Origin of the sequence: Sinomonas terrae (assembly GCF_022539255.1) — a bacterium.
Taxonomy (GTDB): domain Bacteria; phylum Actinomycetota; class Actinomycetes; order Actinomycetales; family Micrococcaceae; genus Sinomonas; species Sinomonas terrae.
Window position 1 is genome coordinate 3,583,252 of the sequence record NZ_JAKZBV010000001.1, and the last position, 17,305, is coordinate 3,600,556.

General features: G+C 67.3%; 16 protein-coding genes. 2 read left to right on the forward strand and 14 right to left on the reverse strand.

Annotated features, from left to right (window positions below):
* Positions 1-191: 191 nt before the first annotated feature.
* The 4 genes from L0M17_RS16575 to L0M17_RS16590 form a co-directional block, all read right to left on the reverse strand.
* Positions 192-773 (reverse strand): SDR family NAD(P)-dependent oxidoreductase, encoded by a 582-nt coding sequence (locus tag L0M17_RS16575; RefSeq protein WP_241055448.1) that lies wholly within the window; start codon positions 771-773, stop codon positions 192-194.
* 92 nt (positions 774-865) lie between these two features.
* On the reverse strand, positions 866-2,278 hold the full coding sequence (locus tag L0M17_RS16580; protein WP_241055450.1) for an aldehyde dehydrogenase family protein: 1,413 nt from the start codon (positions 2,276-2,278) through the stop codon (positions 866-868).
* Between the two features lie 32 nt (positions 2,279-2,310).
* On the reverse strand, positions 2,311-3,126 hold the full coding sequence (locus L0M17_RS16585) for a MoaF C-terminal domain-containing protein (protein WP_241055452.1): 816 nt from the start codon (positions 3,124-3,126) through the stop codon (positions 2,311-2,313).
* 52 nt (positions 3,127-3,178) lie between these two features.
* Positions 3,179-4,624: an APC family permease gene (locus L0M17_RS16590; protein WP_241055453.1), complete on the reverse strand. Its 1,446-nt coding sequence runs from the start codon at positions 4,622-4,624 to the stop codon at positions 3,179-3,181.
* Between the two features lie 216 nt (positions 4,625-4,840).
* Between L0M17_RS16590 and L0M17_RS22760 the strand changes: the two genes are divergently transcribed.
* Positions 4,841-5,419 (forward strand): TetR/AcrR family transcriptional regulator, encoded by a 579-nt coding sequence (locus tag L0M17_RS22760; RefSeq protein ID WP_241055455.1) that lies wholly within the window; start codon positions 4,841-4,843, stop codon positions 5,417-5,419.
* A gap of 8 nt (positions 5,420-5,427) precedes the next feature.
* Here the strand turns inward: L0M17_RS22760 and L0M17_RS16600 are convergent, their stop codons facing one another.
* Both L0M17_RS16600 and L0M17_RS16605 read right to left on the reverse strand, forming a co-directional pair.
* Positions 5,428-6,729, reverse strand: a complete 1,302-nt coding sequence (locus tag L0M17_RS16600; protein WP_241055457.1) for a flavin monoamine oxidase family protein — start codon at positions 6,727-6,729, stop codon at positions 5,428-5,430.
* A 12-nt stretch (positions 6,730-6,741) separates the two neighbouring features.
* Positions 6,742-7,077, reverse strand: a complete 336-nt coding sequence (locus L0M17_RS16605; protein ID WP_241055459.1) for a cupin domain-containing protein — start codon at positions 7,075-7,077, stop codon at positions 6,742-6,744.
* A gap of 140 nt (positions 7,078-7,217) precedes the next feature.
* Here L0M17_RS16605 and L0M17_RS16610 point away from each other — a divergent pair, with 140 nt between their 5' ends.
* On the forward strand, positions 7,218-7,772 hold the full coding sequence (locus tag L0M17_RS16610; protein WP_241055460.1) for a TetR/AcrR family transcriptional regulator: 555 nt from the start codon (positions 7,218-7,220) through the stop codon (positions 7,770-7,772).
* A gap of 126 nt (positions 7,773-7,898) precedes the next feature.
* Here the strand turns inward: L0M17_RS16610 and L0M17_RS16615 are convergent, their stop codons facing one another.
* The 8 genes from L0M17_RS16615 to L0M17_RS16650 all read right to left on the reverse strand — a co-directional run bounded on the left by L0M17_RS16615 (position 7,899) and on the right by L0M17_RS16650 (position 17,148).
* Positions 7,899-9,641, reverse strand: a complete 1,743-nt coding sequence (locus L0M17_RS16615) for a thiamine pyrophosphate-binding protein (protein WP_241055462.1) — start codon at positions 9,639-9,641, stop codon at positions 7,899-7,901.
* A complete protein-coding gene (locus tag L0M17_RS16620; protein ID WP_241055464.1) occupies positions 9,638-10,420 on the reverse strand; it encodes a cyclase family protein in 783 nt (260 codons plus the stop codon). The genes L0M17_RS16615 and L0M17_RS16620 overlap by 4 nt, the downstream gene beginning before the upstream one ends.
* A 58-nt stretch (positions 10,421-10,478) precedes the next feature.
* A complete protein-coding gene (locus L0M17_RS16625) occupies positions 10,479-12,026 on the reverse strand; it encodes an ATP-dependent acyl-CoA ligase (protein ID WP_241055466.1) in 1,548 nt (515 codons plus the stop codon).
* A gap of 16 nt (positions 12,027-12,042) precedes the next feature.
* Positions 12,043-12,351, reverse strand: coding sequence for a Zn-ribbon domain-containing OB-fold protein (locus L0M17_RS16630; protein ID WP_241055468.1), 309 nt, complete (start codon positions 12,349-12,351; stop codon positions 12,043-12,045).
* On the reverse strand, positions 12,348-13,490 hold the full coding sequence (locus tag L0M17_RS16635) for a thiolase family protein (protein WP_241055470.1): 1,143 nt from the start codon (positions 13,488-13,490) through the stop codon (positions 12,348-12,350). The genes L0M17_RS16630 and L0M17_RS16635 overlap by 4 nt, the downstream gene beginning before the upstream one ends.
* Positions 13,487-14,815 carry an MFS transporter gene (locus tag L0M17_RS16640; RefSeq protein ID WP_241055471.1) on the reverse strand — a complete coding sequence of 443 codons (1,329 nt, stop codon included), beginning with the start codon at positions 14,813-14,815 and terminating at the stop codon, positions 13,487-13,489. The genes L0M17_RS16635 and L0M17_RS16640 overlap by 4 nt, the downstream gene beginning before the upstream one ends.
* 172 nt (positions 14,816-14,987) lie before the next feature.
* Positions 14,988-15,767: an IclR family transcriptional regulator gene (locus L0M17_RS16645; RefSeq protein ID WP_241055473.1), complete on the reverse strand. Its 780-nt coding sequence runs from the start codon at positions 15,765-15,767 to the stop codon at positions 14,988-14,990.
* 46 nt (positions 15,768-15,813) lie between these two features.
* On the reverse strand, positions 15,814-17,148 hold the full coding sequence (locus L0M17_RS16650; RefSeq protein WP_241055475.1) for an MFS transporter: 1,335 nt from the start codon (positions 17,146-17,148) through the stop codon (positions 15,814-15,816).
* Positions 17,149-17,305: the final 157 nt, after the last annotated feature.

A 17,305-nucleotide genomic window follows, 5' to 3' on the forward strand; every position in this document is an offset into this window, starting at 1 on the left:
GCTCCTCGCTTGAGAGTCTTGCGCTCGGCCTCGTTGGCCAAGCTCGATCCCGCACGGCCCATGAGCCCGACGATGAAGCAGCCGATGGCGATAAGGAAAAGCATGTGGACGCCGGCTCCGATTTTGCCGTGTTCTGGGCCGCGTAGGACGCCCGGCCGGGAGCCGATCCGCGCTTCCGCGAGGTCCTTGGACTACCAGTCCGGGGCCCTGCCGTGCTCGTCCACGAAGTCCGCCAGCCTCCCGGCCGAGGCGGCGAACTCCGCCTCACCCTCCTGCCTCGGCGCCTCGATCCCGGAGATCTGTCTGGCCAGGTACCGCCTCATCACTTCGTCCACGCTGCTTCGCCCCCGATGACGTCGTTGCACGTCCGCGAGATTGTACATGTCCAACGTGAGTCGGGCCTGACCTGCTGCGGCCGTGACGAATGACGTCGTGAGGTTGGCGTGGAGCGAATCGCCCCACTCGGTGTCGCTCGTCTCCCCCACGGGCGCGAATCCCGCTCCGCCGGCGTTGCACACGAGCGTGTCGACGCGGCCGAACCGCCGCAGAATGCCCGCCAGTGCGGCTTTGACTGCCTCGGCGTTCCCGGCGTCGGCCACGAGCGCCACGGCGCCGATGTCCTTGGCGACGGCCTCGAGGGGTCCGGGACGGCGGCCGAGGATGACGACGTTCGCGCCCTCCGATGCGTAGCGGTGGGCGATGGCGGCGCCGATGCCGGTGCCGCCCCCGGTGACGACGACGTGCCCGTCGACCTGGGAGCCTGCGTAGGGCATCTGTTCCTCCGTGTTGAGGTTCTGGTGGGCTTCTGCCGTGGCACCGGGCCGCGTCCGACGACGGCGCGCGGCCCGGTGCGGGGCCTAACGGGTCAGCGGGTGATGACCTTGGGGGCGGCGACGGCCTTGAGACCGGCGACGCCGAACTCCTGGCCGTAGCCGGACTGCTTGGTCCCGCCGAAGGGGACCTGGGGGTTGAGGGTGCCGTGCTGGTTGATCCACACGGTCCCGGCTTGGAGCAGCTTGGCGACCGCGACGGCGGCGTCCGCGTCGTCGGACCACACGGAGGCGCCCAGGCCCTGCTCGGAGGCGTTGGCGCGGCGGATGGCGTCGTCGACGTCGGTGTATTTGATGACGGGGATGGCGGGGCCGAACTGCTCCTCGTCCACCAGACGGGCGCCGTCCTCGATGTCGGCCACGACGGTGGCGCGGTAGAAGAGGGGCCCGAGGTCGGGGGCGGGTTCGCCGCCGGCGACGATGCGGGCGCCGCGTGTGCGGGCGTCGTCTACGAGGTCCTTGACGATGTCGAACTGGGCCTGGTTCTGCAGGGGCCCCAGGACGTTGCCCTCCTGAAGGCCGGGACCCATCGGCATCGCGCTGGCGAGCTCGGCAAGGGCCTCGACGACGTCGTCGTAGACGGACTCGTGCACGTAGAGGCGCTTGAGCGCAGCGCAGGTCTGGCCGGTGTTGATGAAGCAGCCCCAGAAGAGGTTCTCCGCGATGGCCTTCGCGTCGGTGCCGGGCAGGACGATGCCGGGGTCGTTCCCGCCGAGCTCGAGGGTGAGCCGGGCGAGGTTCTGGGCCGAGGAGGCGACGATCTTGCGCCCCGCCTCGGTCGAGCCGGTGAACATGATCTTGTCCAGGCCGCGGTGGGAGGCGATCGCGGCGCCCACTTCCCGGTCCCCGGAGACGACGGTCAGGACTCCCTCGGGCAGGTGGCGGTTGAAGATCTCGGCCAGGGCGAGCACGGACAGCGGGGTGAAGCTGCTCGGCTTGGCCACGACCGTGTTTCCCATGCGCAGGGACGGCGCGATCTGCCAGACGGTGATCATCATCGGCCAGTTCCAAGGACCGATCGCCCCCACGACGCCGAGCGGGTCGTAGTGCACCTCGGAGCGGGCGCCGCCGGCGTCGAAGACGACTTCGGGCTCGAGGACCGTGTTGGCCGCATTGCGCGTCCACACGGCGCAGGCGCCGACCTCGAAGCGGGCGTTCGGCCCGTCCAACGGCTTGCCCTGCTCCCGGGAGAGTATGCTGGCGAGCTCTTCGAGGTTCGCCTCGAGGTCGTCGGCGATTGCGTTGAGGATGCGGGACCGCTCCGCGTGGCCCAGGGCGTTCCAGGCCGGCTGCGCCGCGCGCACAGCGGCGATGGCCGCCTCGAGGTCGTCGAGCCCGTGGACGGGGGCGTGCCCGATGGTCTCCCGGGTGGCGGCGTCCGGGATCGCGCGGCCCTGGCCTTCGGGGACGGTGATCGCGTCGAGGATCGACGTCGTGGTGGTGGTCATTGCGGTCTCCTGTGAAGTTTTCGCGGGGAGGGTCACTCGGCCGGGTAGGCCGTGTCCTCGAGAATCCTGAACTGGCTGTCGAAGGGCAGGTGCACCGTGTCCAGGGTCGGGCCGTCCCAGCAGAACATCCGCCCGATCGAGCGCTTGTTGGCCAGATCGATCACGACGATCGACTCGACCGGCATGACCGTCTCGGACCAGTGCAGGATGACGATGCCCTCGGCGAGCTCGAAGACCTGGATCGGGTCGGCGTCGGCCAGGCCCACCTCTCCGCCCTTGACGCAGTGCCAGACGAACGTGCCGGCGTTGAGGTAGATGTGCTCGTAGTGCTCGGTCGGGCTGTAGCGGTAGTAGATCCGCTTGCCGACGAGCTCGCTCGTGCGCTGACGCGGCTCGATCTCCCCCATCCCCGCAACACGGCCGGAGAGGATCTCAGTGTGCATGCGGACCTTCCCGTCGCGATCCACGAAGGAGGAGTCCGCTACCGTCACCCTTCCGTCCGACTGGTCGATGACCATGGACACGTCGCTCGAGTGGGCGCCCGCGCCCTTGACGAAGTCGACGAAGAAGATCCCGGGGCGGACCTCGACGGCCCGGTACGGGTGGGTCCCGGTCTGGCCCGCGCCCTCACCCTGCGTGATCTTCCAGGTGATCTTCCCGTCGGCCAAGGTGTGCTCGATCGTCCAGCCGTTCTCGAACCGGACCACGATCGGGTCCCCTTCGAGGCGTGTGCTGGCGGGGAGGCTCGGCTCGCCGAAGCCGTCGAGCATCACGGTGACGTCGGGCCACTGGTCGGTGGGGACATAGTCCTGTTCGGTCGGGGCGAGCTGTTCAGGAGCGGTAGACAATGGGGTTCCCTTTCATGGAATGCGTGCCGTAACGAATGGAGAGGCGAGTGGGTCAGCCGCCGGCGGCGACGATGCGGTCGAAGTCGATGTCCTTCTTCACCAGGGGCAGAAGAGCTCCGGCGGCGAAGGCCACAGGGATGAACCACAGCAGCTGGCGGGCGATCGAGCCGTCGCCGGAGAGCATCGAGTCGTAGTTCGCGATGGCGATCACCAGGACGGTGACCATGAGCACGATCGCGGCGATAGGTGCCACGCGGGTGCTCCAGAAGCCGCGCTCGAGCTTCTCGCGGATGAAGAAGACCAGGATGGAAACCGAGGCGAAGCCCATCATGACGATGAAGCCCACCGTGCCAAGTGCGACGAACCACGAGAACACGATCACGATCGGGTCGGCGCCGGACCAGAGGAAGGCCATCAGGATCACGGCAATCACGATCCCATTCACCAGGGCCGCCGTCGCGGGAACCTGCGACTTCCTCGACACCCGGGAGAGCTGCTTCGGCAGGGCCCGGCCCCAGGCGAGGGCGAAGACATAGCGGGAGAACATGTTCTGCACCCCGATGAGCATCGCGATGAAGCTCGAGACGACCAGGACCTGCATGGTGATGTCCAGCCAGGGCCCGACGTACTTCCCCGCGACGGAGAAGATGATCCCCGCCAGGTCGTTGGTGGCGGCGTCCTGGACCTTGTCCGGGCCCACCGCGACGCTGACAGCCCACGTCGCCACCGTGTAGAAGACGCCGACGAAGACGATGACGGCGAACAGCGCCCGAGGGATCGTCCGCCGGGGCTCGCGGGCCTCCTCGGCGAAGACCGTCGTCGCCTCGAAGGTCGTGAAGCAGGCGAAGACGAACAGGACCGCGACGCCGAGGCCGGGCTGGAAGAGCTGTGTGGGGGCGAAGCTCACGAGAGACATGTCCCTGCCCCCGGATCCCGCGACGACCCCGATCACCAGGGCGGCGATCGCGATGATCTCCAGGCCAAGGAGCACTCCGAGGATCCGCAGGTTCAGGTCCACCCCGCGCATCGTCAGCGCCGTCGTGATGACCAGGAACGCCAGGACCCATACCCACACCGGCAGGTCCAGTCCGAACAGGCGGGAGACGAGCTGCTGCGCGAACACCCCGAACTGGGCCCACAGGCCCACCTGGAGCGAGATGTAGGTGACCAGGACAATACCCGCCGCGCCGGTGGCGGCGTGCCGGCCCAGGCCTCGGGAGATGTAGGCGACGAAGCCCCCAGCGCTGACGATGTGGCGGCTCATCTTCAGGTAGCCGACCGCGAACACGGCGATCACAAGGGCGACGAGGATGTAGACGAGCGGGACGCCGGGACCCATGACCGAGAAGATCACCGGGCTCGCCCCCACGAACGCCGCCATCGGGGCGGCAGCGGAGACGACGAAGAACGCGATTCCGATAAAGCCGAGGCTGTTGGACTTGAGGTGGGTCTCGCCGACCGACGGCGGCACCACAACCTCATGCTGGGTATTGCTCACGGGCCCTCCTTTGGACCTACTGCAAGAGCCCTGTTCGGGCGGGGGGACTTGGGGCGGCTCTACGGGTGCGAGCGCCGATTCTGACCAGCGGACTCACGGTTCAGAACCGGGCCGCCGTAGTCATATTGAGCATCTGCTTAGTGATAGAGATTACGGGCCGCTTAATCAGGGTGTCAAGGGCGAACTCGTCGTCGGGCGACCGCCTAAGCTGAAGGGGTGAGCCCTCAGAAACGACAGCCCAGCCACGGAGAGGGCAGGGAAGCCCTCCTCGAAGCGACCGTGCGAGTGGGCGCCCGCAAGGGCCTGCGCGGGCTGACCTTCCGCGCAGTCGCCGAGGAGGCGGGCCTGAACAACAGCCTCATCGCCCACCACTTCGGCACGCGCGACAGGCTGCTCGCCGCAGCGCTGGAGTGGACCGCCGACCGCGCGATGGCCGCCGCGGACCTCAGCGAATATGCGACCGACGCGACCGCGTTCCGCGAGGCGCTGGTCCGCAACGTCCTCTCCCAGCCCGACATCGAGATCTTCCAGTTCGAAATGGTCATGGAGGCCACCCGGCGCCCCGAACTGCAAGATGCCGTTCGAGAGCTGTACCGCCGGTACGTCGCAGCCCTCGCGGCCGGCCGTGTCGCACTCGGCGCCGAGGACGACCCCGGCTTGAACCTGGCCATGTTCGCCGCCCTCGACGGGCTCACCCTCCAGTACTTCGCGAAGGCGATCACCGCCGAACAGCTCGCCGAGGCGGTCCAAGCCCTCGGTGTCGCCGTCGGCAGCCCGTCCCCCTCGCGCAGCTAGGTCAGGGGCTAGGGCCGGATGCCGAACTGCTCCGCCATGGCGCGCGCGGCGGTGAAGCCGCTCTCGATCGCTCCATCGATGAAGCCGCCCCAGCCGCTGGCGTAGTCGGAACCTGCAAGGAAGATCCGCCCTTCGGAGCGCTGCAACTCGGCGAGGCTCTCCGAGAGGTAGCCGACCCGGTGCATTGCCCAGGTCTCGTGGGCGAACTCGTCCTCGACCCAGTTGTGGCCGGCGACTTCGAGGACCTCGAGGTCCGGGATCCAGCGGCGGAGGATCATCTGCGCGGCAGCGGCGTCGTCGACGTCGACGGCTCCGGCATCGGGGCCGAAGGCGACGAGCGTGGCGCTCTCGGCGTCAAGGTATTCGGCCTGGACGAAGTTCAGGGGCCAATCCTGCGGACCCATCGCCACGAAGCGCTCGTGGCGGCCCTTGACCTTGATCCAGAGCTTGGCCCCCAGCCCGAGCTGCCCGCGCTGGGCCGCCTCCCGCTTGCCGGGCGAGAGCTCGGGGTCGAAGCGGACGCTGTTCAGCGCATGCAGCGGCAGGGTCACGACCATCGCCTTGGCGGCGTATTCACTGCCATCGCGGACGACGGCGACCACCCCCTCAGCATCCTGCCTCACCTCGGCGACGGCCGCACCGAGGCAGAGATCGACGTCGGCATCGTCAAGGATCGCCTGGGCGAGCGCCGCGGTGCCGCCCTGGACCTTGTAGGTCGCGCAGGTCTCGAACATGATTGGCCACTCGTGGAAGGCCGCGGCGGCCCAGCGGAGCGCCTGGGTGTAGGCGGCGTCATCAATGGGCCCGTTGAAGTTCAGCGCCCAGAAGCTGCGCATGAGATCGTCCGAGACCGGCTCGAGCTCGAGGTCGTCGATCTTCTCGGCCACGGTCAGCTGGTCCGCTTCTTTGATCGCAGGGTTGGTCAACGGCTCGTACGGGAGCGGGACGAGCTGGCGCGACGGCGCCAGGAAGTCCCGGTTGGGGCCATCGAGGAGCATCATCAGCTCCTCGGGCGAGCCCTCGTGGAGGCGGCCGTCTGCGTGCCAGTACGCCTTCTCGACGTCGGGCGCGGTGACGACGCCGATGCCGTACCGGGTGAGCTCGGCCCACACGTGGGGCTGGCTCCAGTGGACCCAAGTCCCCCCGAGTTCGAGGCTGCGGCCCATGCGCGGCTCGAGCCACGTCCGGCCGGCGGTCCGGTCACGGGCCTCGAGGATCCGGACGCTCAAGCCCTTCCGGCTCAGCTCCCGTGCGGCGACGAGACCGGCGAAGCCTGCGCCGACCACGAGGATGTCGGAGGTGTTCTGCACAGTCCCGGCCCCTCAGCTGTAGACGAAGAACTCGGTGGTTGGCTTGACGACCGTCCAGCGCGTTTTGGCTCCCTTGTTGAACGAGGCCATGCTGCCGTCGGTGAGGTCGAAGGTCTCGGCGCCGATGATCTCGATCCGCAGTTGGCCTTCGACGATGTACAACGTCTCGTCCTCCTCGAAGGCCAGGTCGAACGGGTCCGGGGCCTCTTCGGGCGTCACGGTCCAGATGCCTCCGGAGAGGGCGAGGCGATCGCCGTCGCCGGGCTTGCGGAGCCACTGGACCTGCCCGACGGCGAACGGCTCGGCGCGTTCCGGGTCAGTAGTGGCGTGGAAGGTGGGGGCACTCATGATCGCTCCTTTGCGGGGATGGCTGGGGATGGAGTTCAGCCGCCGGACGTGGCCTGCATCACTACCCCTCTACTCTGCAATTGCTTAGTTTTGGTTGTCAAGCTCTGCAAGTGCAGAGTTTTGCGGGTAGGATTCTCCTCGTGACGATCAGCGAGCTCAGATACGGGATCGGGCGGGAGGCTCTCATCGGGGCCGTCATCGACGTCGTCGCCGAGGAGGGCCTCGACGGGCTCAGCTACAGAAAGGTCGCGCAACGCGCGGGTGTGAACAACACCCTGATCTCACACCACTTCGGATCCAAGGAAGCCCTCCTGGAAGCCGCGACGGTCTGGGCCGTGCAGCGCTCGCAGCAGATGGCGGACCTGACGCTGGCCTCCGAGCTGGACAAGGACTTCGCGGCGTCGTTGACCCGACTGGTCGCCGACGAACCGAATCTGCAGATCTTCCAGTACTACATGATCCTGGCCTCGCGACGCAGTCCCGAGCTCGGGAGGATGGCGAACAACCTCTACGAGAGCTACATCAGCCTCGTCGAGCGCTTCCTCACCCACTACGGGCACCGCGCGGACCGGGCAGCCGCACGGGCCATCTTCGCCGCACTCGACGGGCTGGTCCTGCAGCAGCTCACCGTGTCCTCACGAGACGATATTGTGGCCGCCATCATCCGGCTCGGCGAGCTGATCGACCATCGCTAGGGACTAAGCGCCAGACTAAGCGTATGCATAGTTGTCCGCGCACCACTTTCCCCACCCACAGCTTGCGCCGTCACTTTTGCAGGGTGTGGACCCTGCAAACGTGACGGCGCAAGCAAGACGGGAGCGTCAGTGGCCCTTGAACGCCTCCGCGAGCCACCAGGCTCCGCCGTCGGAGGCGATCTTCGCGTCGATGACGAGCGGGCGGGTCGGCCCGGACGCGAGCCAGGCCTTGACCGGTTCGAGGTCCTCAACAGAACGGACAGTGATGCCCTCGCAGCCGTAGCCGCGGGCGATCGACGCGATGTCCGTCTCGGGGAACGTCACCGTCGAGACGTCCACCGGCCCGTGCTCGGCGAAGTGGTGCACCTCGGCCCCGTACGCGGAGTCGTTGTACACGATGCACAGCAGCGGCAGGCCCAGCCGGACCGCGGTCTCGAGTTCGCTGATCCCCATGAGGAACCCGCCGTCCCCGGTCCCGAGGGCCGGCAGCCGGTGCGGCTGGGCAAGCGCGGCCCCGATCGCGGTGCCGAGACCCAGCCCGATCGACTGGAACGCCTGAGTGAAGCAGAAGCCGAACTCGTCGGGCACGTCGAGGTATTGGCTCGGGTAGCCCAAGAAGTTTCCCGAATCGACCCCGACTACGCGCTCGGCCGGCAGGAGCCCGTCGAGGGCCCGGGTCAGCGGTCGCGGATCAATGCGGAGGGAGCCATCCGGCGCCGGGCCGGAGAGGTCATCGATCGCCACGTCCTGCCACCGCGACGACGCCGCGATCCGCCGTCGTACGTCCTCCGTCCGGTAGCCTGCCCGAGGGGTGACATCGCGCCGCTCCAGCTCACGTAGCGTCTCGGCCGCGGTCGCGCCGGAGTCGCCCACCACACCGAGGGTGATGGGCCGGTTCGCGCCGAGCGCCGCGTCCTCGAGATCGACCTGGACGACGGCGGCACCCTCGCCGATGAGCCTCCCGTGGCGCATGGTCCACATATTCAGGGCGCACCCGAAGCCGACGATCAGGTCCGCGCCTGTGATGAGCTCCGCCGTCGTCGGCGAGGAGAACCCACCCGAGATGCCGAGATTGAACGGCTCCCCGTTGAAGAGCCCCTTCGCCACGGCCGAGGTCGCCACGAGCGCGCCCGCGCGCTCCGCGAGGGCCAGGATCTCGCCCCGGGCGCCGCGACCGCCTCGCCCGGCGACGAAAACCGGCCGTTCGGCGGCGAGGATGAGGTCGGCGAGAGCGCTGACGTCCGACGTCGCCGGGCGCACCCGGGCGGGAAGCGGCACCGAGGCTTGGGAAGGGTGTTCCGGCGCCTGCTGCGACTGAACGTCGAGCGGCAGGTTCAGGACGACGGTGCGGCGCTCGTTGCGCGCGGTGCGGAAGGCGCGGACGACGTCGGCCCTCGCCGAGGCTGCCGAATGCACCCTTTCCGGGACCGCGCCTACCGAGCGGGCCAGAGCAGCCTGATCCATGGCGAAGTTTGAGTTCACGGCCGCGCCGGCCGTCTCCGCGGCGAGGACCACGAGCGGCGTGCGGGACTTCGCGGCCTCCCCGATCCCGGTCGTGGCGTTGGTCAGCCCGCAGCCCTGGTGGACCGACAGCAGACCGACCTTGCCGGACATCCGGGCGTACGCGTCGGCCATGGTCGCCGCCCCGCCCTCGTGCCGGGCGGCGGTGTACGGGACGCCATGACGGATCAGCGAATTGGTCACCTCGAAGTTCCCCGAGCCGACGACGCCGAAGCAGTGCCCCGCGCCCAGCTCGGCGAGGGTGCGCCCGACGAGCTGTGCGACGGTCTCCTTAGTCGGCGCAGCCGGCTCGGCGGAGGGCTGGCCAGCAAGGGCCTCGGGCTCCCTTGCCTGGATCTCGGCGGTCATGCTCGCGCCTCCTCGACGAAGGCCAGGACCCTGGCCGGGGAACCGGTCCCGCCGACGATCGGCAGCGGCGCCACGACCACGGCGGCGCCGGTCGCCGGGAGCTGGCCGAGGTTCTGCAGCGAGGTGACACCGTACTTGTCGGCGCCCAAGAGGAAGTGGTGCATCGGGAACAGCGGGTCCATCCCGCCGGCGAGCCCAGCGTCAATGCCAACGGTCTCCACCCCGACACCCGAGATCGGGGCGACGTCGGCGAGCCAGCGCGCGCAATCCACGGTGAACCCGGGAGTGTGCGAGCCGGTCTCGTCCGCGTTCAGGAACCGGACGCGATCCTGCGCGTACGCATCCCACCCCGTGCGCACGAGCAGCCACGCGTTCTCCGGAAGCGCTCCGTGCTCAGCCTCCCAGACCTTGATGTGCTCGACATCGACGAGGAAGTCCGGGTCCGCCGCGACCTCGCGGCTGACGTCCAGGACGCACGCGGGCCCGACGAGCCGTGCGGGCTCGATCTGGGAGACGTCCTTGCCTCCACGGCCGGTCACCCAGTGAACCGGGGCGTCCAGGTGGGTGCCGATGTGCTCACCCGTGCTGATGTTGTGGTGCTTCCAGAACGGCCCCGGCTCGTTGTACGCCGAGACCTCCTCCAGGCTGAAGTCCACGAGGTTCGCGAACGGATCGGGCAGGCGCAGGGTGGGAGTCTCGCTCGAGAGCGCGTTGGTCAGATCGACGATGCGCGTCTCGCCTTGGGCCAGCGAGGCGAGCAACCCGGTCAGCTGTGACATGGGAACTCCTGTGAGGAAGGGGAAGGGATGGTGTGTGGAAGTTGACCGACGAGCTCTTTCACGAGACTGGAAGCCGCACGCTCTCTCGATCCCACTGCGCCGCTTCGGAACCCAGGTCTCGGAGGATGGTCTTCCGGACTTTTCCGTTCTCAGTGCGGGGCAAGGAATCGCAGAGCCTGAAGAACCGAGGGATGGCGAAGGATGCCAGCCGTGGCCGGCAGAACTCTGTGAGTTCTTCGAAGTCGATGGCGTCTTTCGCCACGATCGCGGCCATCACTTCGTCCTCGCCGAGTTCGGAGTCCACGGCGTAGACGGCGACGTCGCTGACGGCCGGGTGCTGACGGAGGACGTGCTCGACCTCAACCGAGGAGATGTTCTCGCCACGGCGTCGGATGACGTCTTTGATCCGGTCGACGAATCGGAACCATCCGTCGTCATCCCTGACCACCCGGTCGCCGGTGTGGAACCAGAGGTCCTTCCAGGAATTCACCGTCGCCTCCGGCATCCGGTAGTAGCCGGTGGCGAATGAATGGGGCTGGTCGCTTCGCAAGAGCAACTCGCCGGGCACGCCGGGCTCGACGTCCAGCCCGAACTCATCGATGACGCGGGCGGAGAATCCTGGCTGGAGCGTTCCCATGTAGCCGGGCCGCTGCTCCTGCCGGCTTGTGGAGATGGTCGAGTTCGTCTCTGTGGACCCGTAACCGTCCAGGAGCATGATGCCGAACCGGTCTTTGAATTCGTGGAGGAGGCCGGCGGGGGTTGCCGGTGCAAGAGCGGCTTTGATGCCGTGCGCCCGATCAAGTGCGGACGCTGGCTTGCTCGCCAGAATGCTCACCATGGCGCCGAGGAGGTAGGTGAAGGTGGCGTTGGCGGCGGCAGCGTCGGACCAGAATCTCGACGCCGAGAAGCGGGGGCCCATGACGTATTCGGCACCGGAGACGATCGCCTGGATGAAGGCGTTGAGCGCGTTCGTATGGAAGAGCGGAAGGCATGTGTACAGCACGTCGCCCGCGGTGATGCCGAGTTGGCGCGTGACGTTGACCCCCCACCAGTAGAACTGGCCGTGCGGGCACTGGACCCCCTTTGAGACACCGGTCGTCCCGGAGGTATAGAGGATCGCGGCGGTGTCTCCGGGCACCACCTCGGCGGGTTGAGCCCGCAGTGACCCGGCCGCGGGCATCGGCTCCACCGGGTAAGGATCCCCGGCCTCCGCCGCGTACTCGTCGACGGCCCACAGCATCTGCAGGGCGGGAAGGATCTCGAGCCGTCCGATGTGCTCGAGAAGAGAGCCTTCGATGACTAGGAGCTTGGCCTCGCAATTCAAGAGGATGTGGTGCAGCTGCTCCCCTCGTGCTGCAGTGTTGATGGGCACAGCGATGGCCCCCATCCAAGCGCACCCCAGAAGGTAGTCGAGCAGTTCGATCCGGTTGCTGCACATGAGCGCCACTCGGTCGCCCTGCTGGATCCCGTGCGCTTGAAGGACCCCGGCGGCGAGAGAGATGGCGTCCACCATCTGAAGGCCATTTCGGCGAATACCGCCGCACCGCAGCAGCGGGGCCTCGGGATTTTCCGTTGCCCGCCGGAGCAGCATGCTGGGAATGGTCATGTCCATCGGGGAACTCCTAGTACTTAACTTCTCGGTTGAATGGCACGTAGGCGACGGTGCCTCCGTCTGCGTTCGGCTCGTTGGTCAGCGTGACCCTGCTCCCTGGCGACGCTTCGCCGCCGAGGATCCGGGCGATCAGCCGCGTTCCCGTCGCGCACCGCACCGTGGCTAGCACCGTGCCATCCGCCAAAGCGGTCGCTTCCTCGAGGACCGCGTCGTCGACGTCGTGCTCGACGAAATCGCTGTGCCCGCAGGCGGGGCAGAACAGCCGGAACGGAAAGAGGCTCGCTCCACACGAGTCGCATCGCTGAAGTGTCGCGCTCATGCCACTCCCTCCAGAACAGTCATCGTCGCGCAGGCACCGTAGCGGTAGAGCACCATCCCATAACCGCTCACGACGCCGAAGCGCGCGTCGACTTGTCGGTCGCCGGCTCGGTGGAGGAGCTGAGTCGCGACCTCGACCAGTCCGTGCATTCCGCCCGCCGCACCGGCCTGCCCGGCCGAAAGCTGGCCTCCCGAGGTATTGAGGGGGAGCTTCCTCGATGAGATCCAAGAATCGATGTAGCGCGAAACGTCGGCTCCGTCCTCGATGAATCCCATGTCCATCAGCTGCGCGACCACCATGGCCGGGTAGTCGTCGTAGACACTCGCGACCCCCGTCTCCGCGGGCGACACCCCGGACCGCTCCCAGGCAAGCGGGGCGCACGCCCGGAGGCCTGTGGTCAACCCATCCCCGGTCTGGTCGTCCGAGTTGTAGCTCGTGGTGACGGCAAGGACCTTTGCCCTCCGCCGCCCGCCCAGCCGGTCGTCTGCGGCGACGACGACGGCGTCGGCGCCGGTGACCGTGGGTACGCAGTCGTAGCGTCCCAATGGGTCGGCCACCATCGGGGCCCCCAGGTATTCGTCGAGACCGAGCGGGCTCCGGTAGACGGCCCCGGGATTGTCCGCGGCCCACTGGCGCTGGGCGACGGCGATCCTGCCGTAGTCTGCGCGCTCGAGCCCAAGAGCCCCCATCTGTCGCCTGGTCAGCATCGCGAACACCGCATTCGGGCCGGGCATGGGCAGGGGCGTGAGGTGCTGCTCGGTTGCCCGGTTGTAGCGTGCAACGAGGCGTGTGAAGGCGTCCCTGTCCATGACGTCGCCAGCGGCGAGGACGACGACGGACGCGTCGCCGGCTTCGATGGCCCGCACCGCGTGCTGGAGCATCCCGCCGGCGCTCGCCCCACCGTTGGTGTCCTCCATGAGCCACGAGAGGCGCAGGCCCATCCGCCAGGCGAGATCAACTGCGTGATCGGGCTGGAGAGTGAAGCTGGAAATGCCGAACCCGTCGACATCCTGGGGCGTTAACCCGGCCTGGCTCAAGGCCCGCCGGACCGCTTCGGCGATGACTTGTGGGGTTGTCGTCGTCGGGGAGGCGTGCCGAGTGTAGGGGGCTTGGGCCGCCGCGAGGATTGAGGCCGTCATGCCAGCTCCTCGACGGGTTCGGCCTGCCTGCTCGTCGTGCGGGAGCCGACCTTTGTGGAGAAGGCCAGGGCCGTCAGGGTGATGGCCGCGAGGATGAGCATGTAGACGGAGATGGGGACGGAACTGTTGTAGGTGATGAGAAGAGCGGTGGCGATGAGCGGAGCCAGCCCTCCCGCGAAGACGGCAGCCAGTTCGTGTCCGACCGACATCCCCGAGTACCTGATCTCGGGCGTGAAGAGCTCGTGGAAGAAGGACGGTTGAACGCCGATCATCGCACCGTGGCAGATCCCGTTCCCGATGAAGTACGCAAGGATGATCAAGCCAGGGGTATGGGTGTCCAGGAGCGCGAAGAACGGGAACGCCATGACGGCAAGCGCCGCGGCTCCGAGAGTGTAGACCTTTCGCCTGCCGATCCTGTCGGAGAGGTGGCCGAAGAACAGCATCGTTCCGAACTCGAACAGCTGGCTCGCCGCGACCCCCAGGAGCAGCAGGCCAGTGTCGATGCCGATATGGGCCCCGTACACGAGGGAGAACGAGGCGATCAGATACGAGCCGGCGTTCTCGGCCACCCGCAGGCCCATCGTCACCAGGATCTCCTTGGGATGGCTCCTCAGGGCCGCCAGCACCGGCACGCGCGGTCGCGCGTCGTCGTCCTTCACTTCCTCGAACTCGTTCGTCTCCGGCAGGCGGAACCGGACGTAGATGCCGACCCCGAACAGGACGAAGCTGAACAGGAACGGCAGCCGCCACCCCCACGCCAGGAACTGGTCATGCGGCAGGCCCTGGACGAGGAAGAACGCCCCTGAAGCCAGGACGAAGCCGAGGTTGATGCCCCCCTGGCTGAAAGCCGAGAAGAACCCACGGCGCTTGTCGGAGGAGTTCTCGCTGATGAGCAGGACTCCCCCGCTCCATTCGCCCCCGGCCGCTACGCCCTGCAGGATGCGAAGAACGATGAGCAGGACCGGAGCGAGGATCCCCACCTGCGCATAAGTGGGCAGCACGCCCATCAGGAACGTGGCAACACCCATGATCGAGATGGTGAGCACGAGGGCTGGCTTCCGGCCGATCCGGTCTCCCATGTGCCCGAAGATGATCCCGCCCAACGGCCGCGCAGCGAAGCCGACCGCGAACCCCGCGAACGCCGCGAGCGTGCCCACCAACGGGTCAGTGCCCGCCGGGAAGAACAGCTTCCCGAAGACAACCGCAGCCGCCGTCGCGTAAAGAAAGAAGTCATACCATTCCAACGCATTGCCGGCGAGCGAGGCCATCACATAGCGCTTGATGCCTCCGCCCTCCGCGGGACGAGAACTCTGGATTCTGGACATTGTGGGCTCCTGTCGGAGTTCCGGGCATCAGGCCCGAGGAGTGAGTACCGGGGGAAATGCAACTGCCGCCACATTGAGGCATGTTGTTCGGGGAGTGCGTCGCGGGGAGCGGGAGCCCCTTGAACGGCAATCTTTCTCGTGATCAGTAGGCCGCGGAAGGGAAAAAGTCCACTCAGCGGACCACTTGTGCGGGCCCTCCGCCGAGGGCGCGGGAGAGGGCCCTCCCGGCCAGCAGCACGGCGGGCGCGAACCGAGCGATGTCGAGCCGGCTGATCGGAGCAACGACAGTGAGGCACGCTACAAGCTGGCTGTTCCTGAACACGGGAGCCGCAACGGCCCCAGAGCCGACAACCAGTTCCTGGCGTTCGACGGCGTAGCCCAGCTCGTGCACACGCTCGATCTCTGCGCGGAGCTGATCAGGAGCCGTCATCGTGAAGGGAGTGCTCTTGGTGAGCTCCCCGTTGACGAAGCGCTCGGCGTTTGCCGGATCGCCGAAAGCGAGCGCGATCTTCCCAGAAGCGCTGCAATTGAGGGGAACACGCCCCTCGACCATGGTTGCGATCTGTCCGCGCCCGCGCGCGCCGACGTACTTCTCACCGAAGAGAATTTCGTCCTGGCCAGGCAACGTGAGCAGTGCGGTCTCCCCTGTGGCCCGGGAGAGGTCCTCGAGGAAGGGCGCGGAGGCGAGACGCAACGATCTATGGGCCGGCGCGCGCTGGCCGAGTTCGAACAGCCACCGCCCCAACCGGTAGCGGCGCCCCTCCCGGTCCAGCAGTCCGCACTCGACCAAGCTCGTTGCCAAACGGTGGGTCGTTGCCTTGGGCAGTCCGCTGCGCCTCGTGAGTTCGTTCAGGCCAAGGCTGGGGGTGTGTGCGTCGAAGGCGCCGAGGATGGCTCGCGCCCTGGCCAAGACCGCCTTCGGGCTCTCCACGGCCTTGGGGTCGGGTTCCACGGCCTCCTCCGATCGAACGGGGCGCAACACAGGGATGAAGTCGCCATCAAATACTGACTTCAGTTTGCTCCACAACACCACTGGCGGGGACACGACGACCGACCTTTGTGGAGAAGGCCAGGGCCGTCAGGGTGATGGCCGCGAGGATGAGCATGTAGACGGAGATGGGGACGGAACTGTTGTAGGTGATGAGAAGAGCGGTGGCGATGAGCGGAGCCAGCCCTCCCGCGAAGACGGCAGCCAGTTCGTGTCCGACCGACATCCCCGAGTACCTGATCTCGGGCGTGAAGAGCTCGTGGAAGAAGGACGGTTGAACGCCGATCATCGCACCGTGGCAGATCCCGTTCCCGATGAAGTACGCAAGGATGATCAAGCCAGGGGTATGGGTGTCCAGGAGCGCGAAGAACGGGAACGCCATGACGGCAAGCGCCGCGGCTCCGAGAGTGTAGACCTTTCGCCTGCCGATCCTGTCGGAGAGGTGGCCGAAGAACAGCATCGTTCCGAACTCGAACAGCTGGCTCGCCGCGACCCCCAGGAGCAGCAGGCCAGTGTCGATGCCGATATGGGCCCCGTACACGAGGGAGAACGAGGCGATCAGATACGAGCCGGCGTTCTCGGCCACCCGCAGGCCCATCGTCACCAGGATCTCCTTGGGATGGCTCCTCAGGGCCGCCAGCACCGGCACGCGCGGTCGCGCGTCGTCGTCCTTCACTTCCTCGAACTCGTTCGTCTCCGGCAGGCGGAACCGGACGTAGATGCCGACCCCGAACAGGACGAAGCTGAACAGGAACGGCAGCCGCCACCCCCACGCCAGGAACTGGTCATGCGGCAGGCCCTGGACGAGGAAGAACGCCCCTGAAGCCAGGACGAAGCCGAGGTTGATGCCCCCCTGGCTGAAAGCCGAGAAGAACCCACGGCGCTTGTCGGAGGAGTTCTCGCTGATGAGCAGGACTCCCCCGCTCCATTCGCCCCCGGCCGCTACGCCCTGCAGGATGCGAAGAACGATGAGCAGGACCGGAGCGAGGATCCCCACCTGCGCATAAGTGGGCAGCACGCCCATCAGGAACGTGGCAACACCCATGATCGAGATGGTGAGCACGAGGGCTGGCTTCCGGCCGATCCGGTCTCCCATGTGCCCGAAGATGATCCCGCCCAACGGCCGCGCAGCGAAGCCGACCGCGAACCCCGCGAACGCCGCGAGCGTGCCCACCAACGGGTCAGTGCCCGCCGGGAAGAACAGCTTCCCGAAGACAACCGCAGCCGCCGTCGCGTAAAGAAAGAAGTCATACCATTCCAACGCATTGCCGGCGAGCGAGGCCATCACATAGCGCTTGATGCCTGTCCCCACATTGTGGGGAGTGTTCTTTGTGGCTCTGGACATGTCAATTCCTATCCGAACTCTTGAAGGATGCGCCGCGACGTCGAGGAACATTCCAAGAGGGGGTCGTCTGTGTGCTCGAGCGCCCTCTTGGGTCGGTCGGGTCGGGTTCGCGCTTCATCAGTGTCGCGCGTCACATCATGCCCGTCGAATGCTTATC